Genomic DNA, 12,828 nt, shown 5'->3' with positions numbered 1-12,828 from the left:
ACTCGTTGTAGGGTGTGGAAACAGCCCTTGACCTGCAAAAACGCAGGCAGGGAGCCTATATGTGGGAGTGCCCCGATGTTGCGTACCATGTTCAAGTCCAAGATTCACCGAGCCACCGTCACCCAGGCCGACCTGCACTACGTGGGATCGGTGACCATCGACGCCGACCTGCTCGACGCCGCCGACCTCCTGCCCGGCGAGTTGGTGCACATCGTCGACATCACCAACGGTGCCCGTCTGGAGACGTACGTCATCGAGGGCGAGCGCGGGTCCGGGGTCATCGGGATCAACGGGGCCGCCGCCCATCTCGTGCATCCCGGGGACCTGGTGATCATCATCAGCTACGCTCAGGTCACCGACGCCGAGGCACGGGAGCTGAAGCCGCGGGTCGTCCATGTGGACGGCGACAACCGGATCGTGTCCCTCGGTGCCGATCCGTCCGAGCCGGTGCCCGGCTCCGACCAGCAGCGCAGCCCGGAGGCCGTACCGGCCTGACGGGCGGACGACGACCAGGAGCGTGCGTGCCCATGAGCAACACCGAGATCCGCGACGACCGGGCGGCGGGCCGCCTGGAGGCTGTCGACGGGGGTGAGGTCCTCGGCCACATCCAGTACTTCGTACTGGAGTCGCCCGCGCGCGCCCTGGTCCCGGTCCACACGATCGTGGAGCCGGCGCACGAGGGCAAGGGCATCGCCGGGTCGCTGGCCCGCGAGCTGTACGCCGTCGCCGAGCGCGAGGACATCCCGGTGGCCCCGCTGTGCCCGTACGTCGTCGGCTGGGCCGCACGCCATCCCGAGGTGGCCCCGCCGGCTGACCCGAAGCTGCTGCAGGCGGCACAGGAGTGGGTGTCCGCCCACCCCGACCGGTTCTGACCCAGGGCCTCCGGGGGCTGCGGCTCGACGGCCTCCCCGACCTCCCAGGCCTCCCCGGACTCCCCAGCCTCCCGGCTCTGTAGCCGCCTTGTGGGCCTGCGGCCCCGCGCTCTGCTATTCCGTGGCCGCACGGTCCTGCGGTCCGTGGCCGCACGGTCCTGCGGTCCGTGGCCGCACGGTCCTGCGGTCCGTGGCCGCACGGCCGAGCGGGCCTGCGCATGCATCCACCGGCCTCACCGTCCTACGGCCGCCCGGCTCCACGCTGCTGCGGCTCTACGGGCGTCCGGGCCTCACGGCTCCACGGTCATACGGCCATCTCGTCCTGGGGCTCCACGGTCATACGGCCACCACGCCCCGCAGCCCCAGAGCCCGTCCCCGCGCGGCCCCTGGCCCGCGGCCCCGGCTCACCCCCTACCCCACCACGCGCGCACCCCGACGCACCGAAGGCTGGACGCCCCCATGCTCGCCCTCCTGCACACATCACCCGCTCACGTGCCGGTCTTCGACGCCCTGCGTGACATCGGCCACCCAGGGCTGCAGCTGCGGCATCTCGTCCGCGAGGAGTTGCTGGAGCAGGCCCGGCGGGAGGGGACCGGTGCGGTCGTGGGCGGGGTGCGGGAGGCTCTGGAGGCGGCCGTGGCAGAGGGGGCGCGGGCGGTGCTGTGTACCTGTTCCACCATCGGCGCCGTCGCCGAGGGCTGCGCGGTCGGTGTTCCGGTGCTGCGGGTCGACCGGCCCATGGCAGCCGCCGCCGTGGCCGCTGGGCCCCGTGTCACCGTCCTCGCCACCCTCGACAGCACCCTCGGCCCGACCGCCGAGCTGATCGAGGAGGAGGCCCGGCGAGCGGGCCGGCCCGTCTCCGTCGCCACCCTGGTGGTGGACGGGGCGTGGGATCTGTTCGCGGCCGGGGACAGCGAGGGCTCCGCACGGCGGATCGCTGCCGCCGCCGACGCCCTCACCGACGCCGACACCGATGTGGTCGTCCTGGCCCAGGTGTCCATGTCCCCCGCCGGGCGACTGACGTCAGGCAGCGTGCCGGTGCTGTCGAGCCCCGGCCCGGGACTGGCCGCGGGCTCGGCGGCGGTGGCCACCGTGCGCACCCACCCGGGTTCCTTCGGCGGCGCCGTCGGGTGACTGGGCGAGCGGGGGCCGGGTAGTCGGGGAAGTAGTCCACAGGCGACGTCACACGACCGGCCGGAGGACACCATGACCAGCCCGCATCCCGGCCCCGTCCCCCCGGAGCCGTATCCCACCCCGGTCCCGCCCCCGGAGCCACCTCCCGGCCCCGAGCCGGCCCCGCCGCCCCAGCCTCCGGCACCGCCCCAGCCGGGCCCGCCGGGTCCGCCGGAGCCGTCACCGTCACCGATCCCCCCGGGCCCGGAACCCGTGCCGAACCCGGAACCGGGGCCGCCCCTGAGCTGAGGAGCCGGCACTGGAACCGGTCAGGCCGTGACCTCCGCCCGGTTCCCGCCCCACAGCGTGTGGAACGAACCCTCCCGGTCCACCCTGCGGTACGTGTGCGCCCCGAAGAAGTCCCGCTGGCCCTGCGTGAGCGCTGCGGGCAGGCGTTCTGCGCGCAGCGCGTCGTAGTACGCCAGTGCCGCCGCGAAGCCCGGCGTCGGCACCCCTTGCCGCGTCGCCGCGACCAGCACCTCGCGCCAGTCGTCCTGCGCCGCCGTGATCTCCTGTGCGAACGTCTCGTCCGCCAGCAGGCTCGGCAGGTCGGGGCGGGTGTCGTACGCGGCGCGGATGCGGTCCAGGAAGGCCGCGCGGATGATGCATCCGCCGCGCCAGATGGAGGCCACCCGGCCGAGGTCGATGTCCCAGCCGTACTCCTCGCTGCCCGCGGCGATCTCGTGGAAGCCCTGCGTGTACGACACGATCTTGGACGCGTACAGCGCCTGTTCCACCCGGTCGGCGAAGGCCGCCGCCTCCGCCTCGCCGAGCGGGGACGCCTTCGGTCCGGCCAGCCCGCGGGACGCGGCCCGCAGCGCCGCGTGGCCCGAGAGCGAACGCGCGAACACCGCCTCCGCGATGCCGGACACGGGGACGCCCAGGTCGAGCGCGATCTGCACCGTCCAGCGGCCGGTCCCCTTCTGCTCGGCCTGGTCCACGACCACGTCGACGAACGGACGGCCGGTCGCCGCGTCCACGTGGGACAGCACCTCGGCGGTGATCTCGATCAGGTACGAGTCCAGGCGGCCGGTGTTCCAGGTGCGGAAGATCTCCGCGATCTGTGCGGGGGCGTACCCGGCGACGTCGCGCAGCAACTGGTACGCCTCGCCGATCAGCTGCATGTCGGCGTACTCGATGCCGTTGTGGACCATCTTCACGAAGTGACCGGCACCGTCCGGGCCCACGTGCGTCACGCAGGGTGCGCCGTCCGCCGCCTTCGCGGAGATCTTCTCCAGCATGGGGCCGAGGGACGCGTACGACTCCACCGAACCGCCCGGCATGATGCTCGGCCCGTGCAGCGCGCCCTCCTCGCCGCCGGAGATGCCCGTGCCGACGAAGTGGATGCCCTGCTCGCGCAGCTCCCGCTCCCGGCGCCGGGTGTCCGCGAAGTGCGCGTTGCCGCCGTCGATGATCATGTCACCGGGCTCCAGCAGCGGTGCGAACTCCTGGATCACCGCGTCCGTCGGCTCACCGGCCTTCACCATGATCACGAGCCGGCGGGGGCGTTCCAGCGCCGCCACGAACTCCTTCGCGGTCTCGGCCGGGACGAAGTCCCCCTCGTCCCCGAACTCCGCCACCAGCGCGTGCGTGCGCGTCGCCGTCCGGTTGTGCACGGCGACCGTGTAGCCGTTGCGCGCGAAGTTCCGTGCGAGGTTGCGGCCCATGACCGCCAGCCCCGTGACGCCGATCTGCGCCGAAGTGCTCATACCGACTGCTCCTGGTTGCCTCGTGTGTCTGGCTGCCCCGTGACCACGGCTGCGTCGCTGCGGGCCCGGGCCCATCCTGGCGTGCCGCTCCGGCAGTAGCACGCACGACCCGCCACGGGTGACGTACGGACCGAGGCGCCGTTCGTCTCAAGGAACGTTTCTTCCCGGCCAGTTGGTCTGACCAGGAGGGCGGGTTTCCGTCTTGTCATGGCCTGTTCGTGGCGCTTACTTTTGCGGCTCCTGACGCATGCCGAGGGGAATCGGACATGGCCGTACGCGGCCGGCATCGCCGGTACCAGCCGAACAGGATCAACCGCGCCTCACTCACCGTCACGGTGGGCGGAGCCGGCCTCGCCATCCCGCTGGTCGCCGCCGGCAGCGCCGACGCCGCCGACCCGGCCACCTGGAACAAGGTCGCCGCCTGCGAGTCCAGCGGCAACTGGAGCATCAACACCGGCAACGGCTATTACGGCGGCCTGCAGTTCACCCAGTCCACGTGGGAGGCGTACGGTGGCACCCGGTACGCGCCGCGCGCCGACCTGGCCTCCCCGGGCGAGCAGATCGCCGTCGCCGAGAAGGTCCTCGACGGGCAGGGGCCGGGCGCCTGGCCGGAGTGCTCGGTGCACGCCGGGCTGACCCTCCCGCACTCGCAGCTCCGTTCGAGCGAGGGGACTCCCACCGGCGGCACCGCGGACGTGCACACCGAGAGCGCCGCCACCCGGCCCGCGCGGACCACCCGTAGCTCTGTACGGGACGTGCTGCCGCAGACCACACCGCAGTCCCGTGCGGGCAGGGCCGAGATGTACACGGTGGTGCGCGGTGACACGCTCTCCGGCATCGCCGACGAGCACCAGGTGCGGGGCGGCTGGCAGCGGCTGTACGCGGGCAACCGTGCGACGATCGGCGCCGATCCCGACCTGATCCTGCCGGGCCAGCGGCTCAGCCTGCGCGCCACCGGTGCTCCGGCGCCCGAGACGCACGCCACGCCCAAGTCGCACAAGAAGAAGCACACAGGGCACCCCGGGCAGCACACCGGACACACGACACACACCCCGCACGCGCCGTCCGGCAGCGGACACGCGCTCGTCGCCCCGGTGCACGCCCCCCTGGGCACCGGCTACCGCGAGGCCGGGTCGCACTGGTCGCTGGGCTACCACACCGGCATCGACTTCCTCGTGCCGACGGGCACCTCCGTCAAGGCGGCGGGGGCCGGGCACGTGGTGGCCGCGGGCTGGGGCGGGTCCTACGGCTACCAGGTGGTGATCCGGCATGCCGACGGCCACTACACCCAGTACGGGCACCTGTCGGCCATCTCCGTGCGCGCCGGGCAGACCGTGTCCGCGGGGCAGCGCATCGGCCGCTCCGGGGCCACCGGAAACGTCACGGGCCCGCATCTGCACTTCGAGGTGCGGACGGGGCCCGGCTTCGGCACGGACATCGACCCGGTCGCCTATCTCCGGGCCGGAGGCGTCAGGATCTGACCCGCGTGCGGCCCCGGTCCCCGGCCCGCGCCGGAATGTGCTGGGCCTCGGACAGCGGGTCGTGCCAGACGGGGAGGGCGAAGCAGAGGACGGGGACGGGCGAGCAGACAGCCGAGGGGGCGAGCGGCTCACCACCGTCCCGTTCCCTGCCCCGGTCTCCGCTCCGGTCCCTGTCCCGCCGCTCTCCGCCCCGCTCTCCGCCCCGTTCCCCGTTCCGTTCTCCGTTCCGGCCCATGTGCGGTCCGAGCGCCGCCTGGTCCAGCTCCGCCCGCTCCAGCTCCACCTGTGCCGCCCCCGCTTCCGCGGCCGTTCGCTGCGCCGGTACGTCGAGCAGACCGCCCCCGGCGCAGAGGCCGGCCCCCTGCACGGCGGCGTCGGCCTCGAGCGCGGCAACCTCGGCCTCCAGCGCCGTGACGCCCGCTTCCGGCACCGTGACGGCGGCCGGCTCCGGCTCCGTGACCGCCGTCGTCTGCGCCGCCGCTGTCTGGGCCGCCGCCGTCTGCGCCTCCTGCGCCGGCGTGCCCTCGATCCGTTCCGTGGTCAGCAGGATCAGGCCGCCCGCCGCCACCGCGCCGCAGCCCAGGGCGAGCAGGGTGCCCGTGCTGCCGTAACGGAACGTCTCGCCGAACATCAGGATGCCGACGGCGGCGGCCAGCACCGGGTTGACCACCGTCAACGTGGCCAGCGGTGCGGCCAGTCCACCACCTTGGTACGCGGCCTGGGACAGCAGGACACCGGCGACCGCGAACACGGCGATCGCGGCGAGACAGAGCAGACCGCCGAGGCCCACCCCGCCGGACCAGTCGACGGCGACGGACTTGGTGAACACCGACGACATGCCGAAGGCCACGCCGGAGGCCGTCGCGAGCAGCACGCTGCGCACCGCAGGGTGCCGGTGCACGGCCCGGCCCGCGCACATCAGCGCGACGACCGCCCCACCGGTGACCAGCCCGACGACCACCCGCTGGGCACCGCCCAGGGAGTGCGCGTCGGACGAGCCCACGAGGGACAGCAGGCCGGCGAGACCGACCGTGGCCATCGAGGCACCGCGCCAGGCGGTCGCCCCGGCCCTGCGGCCGACGAACAGCGCCGCCATGGGCAGTGCGAAGACGATGGTGAGCGCGCCCAGCGGCTGGACCAGGCTGAGCGGGCCGTAGGCGAGCGCCACGACGTGCAGCAGACCACCGAGACCGTTCAGCGCCAGCGCCGCCCACCAGCCGGCTCTGCGCAGCGGCATGGACGGGCCGCCGGGGGCGGACACCGCGACCTGCTCCTGCACGATCGCTCCGCCCGCGTAGGCGAGGGCAGAGACGATCGACAGCAGCACGGACAAGGCGAGGGCGCTCATCGGCGTCTCCCTTGCGTGCGGCGGGGGGCCTCGGCCCGGCGCGGCGTACGGTCGGCTCTCATGGTGAACACTCTGCCCCGCCGGGCCCGTTCCCGTCGTCGTACCTGAGCACGCAATGCCTCCTACTACCGAAGGAGTACATCTGGCGTCCGGTCATCCCCCAGGTGGGTAACGGGGAGAGGGGCACCCGGACGTTCCAGCGATGATCGAGCCTGGTACTAGTGCCTTTCGTGGACCTCGACCCCGATCTCGCCGCGCTCCGCCCGCTCGGCGGCTTCTTCGTGCTGCGCACGACCACAGCCGCGGGCGGGCCGGATCCACGTCCGCTGCCGACCCTCGCGGACACCTATGAAACCGGAACATCGGACATCTGCCGAAATGCCCTGACTTCACGCGTCGCCACGGTCGCGGACCGTCTCCGCACCTCCGAGCCACGGGTTTCCGCCTCCGTCACGCACCAGGCGCTGGCTGCCCGCCTCTGGTCGGTGGCCCTCGGCTGTGCCGCGCTGTACGGGCGGCTGCCCGACCTCGATCCGCGCCTGCTGCGCTGGGACGCCGCCGCCTCGGCCCCCGACGACCTGTGGCTCACCGAGATACGCCCCCTGCCCGCAGACGCGGCCACCCTCGCCGACACCGTGCTGGAGGGCCATCTGGTGCCCCTGGGCGCGGCGTTGCACTCCCGCTACGGCACCGCGGCAGGCCTGCTGTGGGGAAACGCGGGCTCCGCGCTGGCCGGTGCCGCGCGGGAACTGCACCGATGGGCGCGGGCCAACGCCCGTACGGACGTGGCCGAACGCGCCCGCGCCCTCACCAGTGGCCTTTTCGCGCACCCCCTGTTGCACGCCACGGGCGCCCTCACCGGCACCGCGTTCCGCCGCCGCAGCTGCTGCCTGTACTACCGGGTACCCGGCGGCGGCCTGTGCGGCGACTGCTGCTTCACCCGTCCCCCGCGCCCTTCCCCTCGAGCCCCGTCCGGCTGACCAGGAGCGGAACTGCCGCCGGAACCAGGGGTTGTCGGCGTGAGGGGACTGCCGACCCGGAAGCACCTGCCGGACGCGTACGGCGAGGCAGGCGTCCATGCGGAGTTCAGCGTCCAGGAGTTGGCCTTCCTCGTGCACCTGGAGGTGCGACCGTGGACCTGTCCGCCGTCGCCGCCTGTCGCCGTGTTCGTCTGCCCGCCGGTGGACGAGCCCTTTCATATCGAGGGGCCTGCTCGGCCTGTCGGGCGACGCTCCAGGGGCCTCGCCCACGCGCTGGAGGCCGTTCTCGGTGACCCGGACCGCGCCCGCGCGAGGCACGAGGCCGGACCGGCGTGCGGGAAGGGCGAGTTCGACCGGGAGGCGGTGGTCCCCCGTCAGAAGGCCGACGCACTGCACCCGGACGCCGAGGACGGCGGGCCCGTACACGCCATGGGCGGCTCGATCCTGCCCCGGCCCAGCGCACGCGGAGAGGCGCAGCTGTGCGGCTTCGGCGACAACCACGCGCCGGCGAGACCGGCCGCGACCAGGGCCCGGTGCTGCACGACGACGTCCGCATCGGCCGCGGCACGGTCGTGCGCGGTGCCGTGCTGGAAAAGAACGCCGAGGTCCCCTCCGGCGCGACGACCGGCGTCGCCCCCGCGAGGGACGCCGAACCGCACACGGTCTCCAAGGGCGGGGCGACCGCGCTGGGGGAGGCCAGGCGGGTCTCCTTGGCAGGCACCGGCGGACAGTGACAGGTCGTAGGGTGTACGGCGTGACCACTGCCGCCTCCGCCTCAGCCTCCGCCGTCGTCCTGCGCCCCGCGACCCGCGCCGACCTGCCCGCGGTCCTCGCCCTGCTGGCCGACGAGGAGCGGGTGGTGGATCCGGCTGGAGTCGAGGTGACACGGGCGTACGAGACCGCCTTCGCCGCCATCGAACAGGACCCGCGCAACGAGATGCTCGTCCTCGTCGAGGACGGCCGCACGGTGGTGGGCTGTCTGCAGGCGACGTACATCCCCGGGCTCGGCAAGGGCGGCGCCGAGCGGGCCCTGATCGAGGCGGTGCGGATCCGCGCGGACCGGCGCGGCGGCGGACTCGGCCGGGCCCTGATGGCGGGCGCCGTCGCCCGGGCCCGTGCGCGGGGCTGCGCCCTGGTTCAGCTGACCAGCAACAAGAGCCGCGAGGACGCGCACCGGTTCTACACCGCGCTGGGCTTCGCCCGCAGCCACGAGGGGTTCAAGCTCGCGCTCTAGCCGTCGCCGCAGCCGACGGCGTGGCGCCGCCGGTGTCCTGGCGTGGCGTCAGGAAGTCCGCCGCTCGCGCGCGACGCGTTCATGCTGATCGGCGTTCATTGCCCGGGTTCGGCGCTGTCGGCCCTCACGATGCAGACATCGACGTCGAAGCTTCGGAGGTCATCCGACATGAGAGGGACCCGGCGCACACGGCTGTGCCTTGCCGGGGTGCTGGCAGCGTCCACGCTGATCGCCACCCCCGCCGCACGGGCGGCCGAGCGGACCGACGGCCACCTCACCGACCTGGTCAACCCCTTCATCGGGAGCCAGAACGAGGGCAACACCTTCCCCGGCGCGGCCGTGCCCTTCGGCATGGTGCAGCTCTCCCCGGACACCGGGCACAACACGGGCTACGACTACACGCAGAACCGCATCCGCGGCTTCTCGCTGGTCCATCTCTCCGGCGTGGGCTGCCGGATCGGCGGCGACCTGCCCGTGCTGCCCACCACCGGTGAGGTGACGCAGACGGACAACGCCCGGTACGCGGCGGCCTTCTCCCACCAGGACGAGCAGGCGAGCCCCGGCTACTACCGCGTCGGCCTCCGCTCCGGCATCCGGGCCGAACTGACCGCGACCGAGCGCACCGGCGTGCAGCGCTACACCTTCCCCGCCACCGCCAAGGCCAACGTCCTGCTCAACGCGGCCCAGTCGCTGCACAAGGCCGTCTCCAGCACCGTCGAGATCCTCGGCGACCGCACCGTACGCACCAGGATCACCGGCCACGGCTTCTGCCGGGACACCGGCCCGTACACCGTGTACACGATCACCCGCTTCAGCCGGCCGTTCACCGCCTACGGCACCTGGAACGGTGCCAGGCTCACCCCGGGGGCGCGGAGCGGACACGGCGGCGCCTACCTCCGCTTCGACGCGAGCCGGGACCGTACCGTCGAGGCCACCACCGCCCTGTCGTACGTCGACTCGCGCGGCGCCGCGACCAACCTGGCCGCCGAGGGCGGCCGGTCCTTCGACGCCGTGCGGCAGCGGGCGCGTGCCGCCTGGGAGCAACGGCTGGCCGCCGTCCGTGTCCGGGGCGGCACCGCGACCCTGCGGCGTACCTTCTACTCGTCGCTGTACCGCTCGTTCCTCGCACCGAACATCGGCGGCGACGCCGACGGCCGGTACTTCGGCTGGGACCGCCGCGCCCACCGCGCCGACGGCTTCACGTACTACCAGAACTGGTCCCTGTGGGACACCTACCGCACCCAGGCCCAGCTGCTCGCCCTGCTCGCCCCCCGCGAGGCCCGCGACATGGCCCGCTCGGTGGTGCGCATCGACGAGGACGGCGGCTGGCTGCCCAAGTGGGGGTACGGCCCGGTCGAGACGAACATCATGAGCGGCGACCCGGTCACCCCGTTCCTGACCACCGCCTACCAGTCGGGCCTGCTCAAGGGCTTCGAGGAGGAGGCCTACCGCGCCCTGAAGAAGAACGCCGACGGCGTGCCGCCCGCCGGCTACCCGGGCATCGGCCGGGAGGCCAACGCCGACTATCTCGCGCACGGCTTCGCGCCCCACGTCAAGAACCGCCCGTACGCCAAGATGGGCGACTCCGACTACCACCACGGCGCCTCCGTCACCCTGGAGTACGCCCTCGCCGACGCCATGCTCGCCCAGTTGGCCCGCGGCCTCGGCCATGAGCAGGACGCCGCCCGGTACGCGGCCCGGGCGCGCAACTACCGCACCCTCTTTGACCCCGGCACCCGCTTCTTCCGCGCCCGTGACGACTCCGGCGCGTTCACCGGCCCGGCCGACCCCGCCCGCGGCACCGGCTTCCACGAGGGCACGGCCTGGCAGTACCAGTGGCTCGTCCCGCAGGACCTGCCCGGCATGATCGCCCTGATCGGCGGCCGACGCGCGGCCAACGACCGCCTGGACACCTTCTTCGCCTACGACAGGCTGCTCGCCGACCCCGAGGCGACCGCCCGCCAGGCGTGGGTGCACGGCGACCCGTACGACTACTACAACGCGGCCACCTACAACCCGCAGAACGAGCCCGACCTGATCGCGCCCTACACCTACCTGTCCACCGGCCAGCCGTGGAAGACCACGGATGTGGTGCACGCGGCCCTCACCCTCTTCACCGACGGGCCGGCCGGCATCACCGGCAACGACGACCTCGGCACGATGTCCGCCTGGAACGTGCTGTCCTCCATCGGACTCTTCCCGGTCCAGCCCGGATACGGCACCTGGGGCCTGTCCACCCCGGTCTTCGACCGCGTCGACCTCACCCTCGACCGGCGCTACTGGCCGAGCGGCGGACTGACGGTCACCGCGCCCGGCACCTCCTCCGCCGACCGCTACATCCAGGCCGTCCGCACCGACGGTGCGGCGCACCCGCGCACATACGTCACGACGGACGCGCTGCGCTCCCTGCACACCCTCGCTTTCACGGTCGGCCCGCGCCCGTCTGAGTGGGGTACGGCACCCGAGGCGGCGCCCCCGGTGCTGAACTGACCTCGGCGGCGCCGGGAGTCCCGCCCCTTTCGGGGGTGAGGCTTAATCTTGCGTTAACTGAGAGTAACGCGATCGTACTTGACCGTGATCGGCAGTCGGGGATTGACTGCATATATCCAACCGTCGTCGACGTGCGAGGCAACCCCTTGACTTCCGACCTGCTCGCTCCCCTCGACCTGGCTTTCTGGAACATGGAGTCCGACCGGCATCCCATGCACCTGGGCGCGCTGGGCGTCTTCGGCGCGAACTCGCCCACCGCCGGCGCCCACGCCGCCGACCTGCTCGCCGCCCGCGCCGCCGCCGTACCCGGCCTGCGCATGCGCATCCGCGACGTCTGGCAGCCGTTCGCCTTCGGCGGTGCCGCGCGGGAGCCCGACCCGGACTTCGACCCGCTCGACCACGTACGGCTGCACGCCCCCACCGCCGACTTCCACGCGGTCGCCGGACGGCTGATGGAACGCCCGCTGGAGCGCGGCCGGCCTCCATGGGAGGCGCACGTCCTGCCCGGCGAGGACGGGGTGTCCTTCGCGGTGCTCTTCAAGTTCCACCACGCCCTCGCTGACGGGCTGCGCGCGCTCAAGCTGGCCGCCGGCGTCCTGGACCCGGTGGAACTGCCCGAGCGCGCCCCCCGCGCCGTCGAGCCGCCGCGCGGTCTGCTGCCCGATGTGCGCAGGCTGCCCGGACTGCTCCCGGGGCTGGTCAGGGGCGCGCTGTCGGACGTGGGCCGGGCTCTGGACATCGGCGCCTCGCTGGCCCGCTCCACGTTCGGCATGCGTCCCACCTCGGCGCTGACCTCCGCGCCCAGCGGCACGCGCCGCACCGCCGGGGTCGTGTTCGACATCGACGACGTGCACCGGGTCCGAAAGAGTGTCGGCGGCACCGTCAACGACGTTCTGATCGCCGTCGTCGCCGGTGCCCTGCGCCGCTGGCTGGACGAACGCGGTGACGGCAGCGAGGGTGTCGCGCCCCGTGCCCTCATCCCCGTCTCCCGGCGCCGCCCGCGCACCGCCCAGCCACAGGGCAACCGGCTCTCCGGGTACCTCATACGGCTCCCGGTGGACGACCCTGACCCGCTCGGCCGGCTCAGCACCGTGCGCACGGCGATGGTCCGCAACAAGGACGCCGGTCCCAACCGGGGCGCCGGTGCCGTCGCCCTGCTCGCCGACCACGTGCCGGCCCTCGGTCACCGGCTCGGCGGACCGCTCGTCGGCCAGGCCGCCCGGTTGTGGTTCGACATCCTCGTCACCAGTGTGCCGCTGCCCGGGCTGGGGCTCAGGCTCGGTGGTCAGGAGCTGACCGAGGTCTATCCCCTGGCGCCGCTCGCCCCGGGGCAGTCCCTCGCGGTTGCCATCTCGACGTACCGGGGGCGTGTCCACTACGGGCTCGTCGCCGATGCGCAGGCCGTGCCGGACCTGGATGTGTTCGCCCGGTCGGTGTCGGACGAGGTGGGCATGCTGCTGGCGGCCTGCCGGGCCTGAGCACCCGGCCTCCGGCCGGGTCCGGTTCCCACCGCACCAGGGGCGGCGCGGTGGGAGGCGGAG

At 73.3% G+C, this 12,828-nt stretch carries 10 protein-coding genes and 1 pseudogene; 9 read left to right on the top strand and 2 right to left on the bottom strand.

The window, feature by feature from the left end:
• Positions 1-75: 75 nt before the first annotated feature.
• The 3 genes from panD (at position 76) to K7G59_RS02065 (ending at position 2,006) form a co-directional block, all read left to right on the top strand.
• Positions 76-495, top strand: coding sequence for an aspartate 1-decarboxylase (panD, locus tag K7G59_RS02075; protein WP_225830032.1), 420 nt, complete (start codon positions 76-78; stop codon positions 493-495).
• A gap of 32 nt (positions 496-527) precedes the next feature.
• Positions 528-872, top strand: coding sequence for a GNAT family N-acetyltransferase (locus K7G59_RS02070; RefSeq protein WP_225830031.1), 345 nt, complete (start codon positions 528-530; stop codon positions 870-872).
• 459 nt (positions 873-1,331) lie between these two features.
• Positions 1,332-2,006, top strand: a complete 675-nt coding sequence (locus K7G59_RS02065) for an aspartate/glutamate racemase family protein (protein WP_225830030.1) — start codon at positions 1,332-1,334, stop codon at positions 2,004-2,006.
• 308 nt (positions 2,007-2,314) lie between these two features.
• On the opposite strand, the gene gndA is transcribed toward K7G59_RS02065, so the two are convergent.
• Positions 2,315-3,754 carry an NADP-dependent phosphogluconate dehydrogenase gene (gene gndA / locus K7G59_RS02060; protein WP_225830029.1) on the bottom strand — a complete coding sequence of 480 codons (1,440 nt, stop codon included), beginning with the start codon at positions 3,752-3,754 and terminating at the stop codon, positions 2,315-2,317.
• A 266-nt stretch (positions 3,755-4,020) separates the two neighbouring features.
• Here gndA and K7G59_RS02055 point away from each other — a divergent pair, with 266 nt between their 5' ends.
• A complete protein-coding gene (locus tag K7G59_RS02055; RefSeq protein WP_225830028.1) occupies positions 4,021-5,235 on the top strand; it encodes a transglycosylase family protein in 1,215 nt (404 codons plus the stop codon).
• Here K7G59_RS02055 and K7G59_RS02050 read toward each other — a convergent pair.
• Positions 5,225-6,583 carry a DMT family transporter gene (locus K7G59_RS02050; protein ID WP_225830027.1) on the bottom strand — a complete coding sequence of 453 codons (1,359 nt, stop codon included), beginning with the start codon at positions 6,581-6,583 and terminating at the stop codon, positions 5,225-5,227. The genes K7G59_RS02055 and K7G59_RS02050 overlap by 11 nt on opposite strands.
• Before the next feature lie 230 nt (positions 6,584-6,813).
• On the opposite strand from K7G59_RS02050, the gene K7G59_RS02045 reads away from it, so the two are divergent.
• From K7G59_RS02045 to K7G59_RS02025, 5 genes and pseudogenes are all read left to right on the top strand, one after another.
• Positions 6,814-7,563, top strand: a complete 750-nt coding sequence (locus tag K7G59_RS02045) for a (2Fe-2S)-binding protein (RefSeq protein WP_225830250.1) — start codon at positions 6,814-6,816, stop codon at positions 7,561-7,563.
• A 384-nt stretch (positions 7,564-7,947) separates the two neighbouring features.
• Positions 7,948-8,297 (top strand): annotated as a pseudogene (locus K7G59_RS02040) (hypothetical protein); the annotation flags it as partial.
• Positions 8,298-8,317: 20 nt separating this feature from the next.
• Positions 8,318-8,797, top strand: a complete 480-nt coding sequence (locus tag K7G59_RS02035) for a GNAT family N-acetyltransferase (RefSeq protein ID WP_225830026.1) — start codon at positions 8,318-8,320, stop codon at positions 8,795-8,797.
• 168 nt (positions 8,798-8,965) lie between these two features.
• A complete protein-coding gene (locus K7G59_RS02030) occupies positions 8,966-11,287 on the top strand; it encodes a GH92 family glycosyl hydrolase (protein ID WP_225830025.1) in 2,322 nt (773 codons plus the stop codon).
• A 146-nt stretch (positions 11,288-11,433) separates the two neighbouring features.
• Positions 11,434-12,765, top strand: a complete 1,332-nt coding sequence (locus tag K7G59_RS02025) for a wax ester/triacylglycerol synthase family O-acyltransferase (RefSeq protein WP_225830249.1) — start codon at positions 11,434-11,436, stop codon at positions 12,763-12,765.
• Positions 12,766-12,828 lie beyond the last annotated feature (63 nt).

The sequence above is a fragment of the Streptomyces sp. NK08204 genome, from assembly GCF_020400585.1.
GTDB lineage: Bacteria > Actinomycetota > Actinomycetes > Streptomycetales > Streptomycetaceae > Streptomyces.
This window is presented reverse-complemented; position numbering and strand designations above follow the sequence as displayed.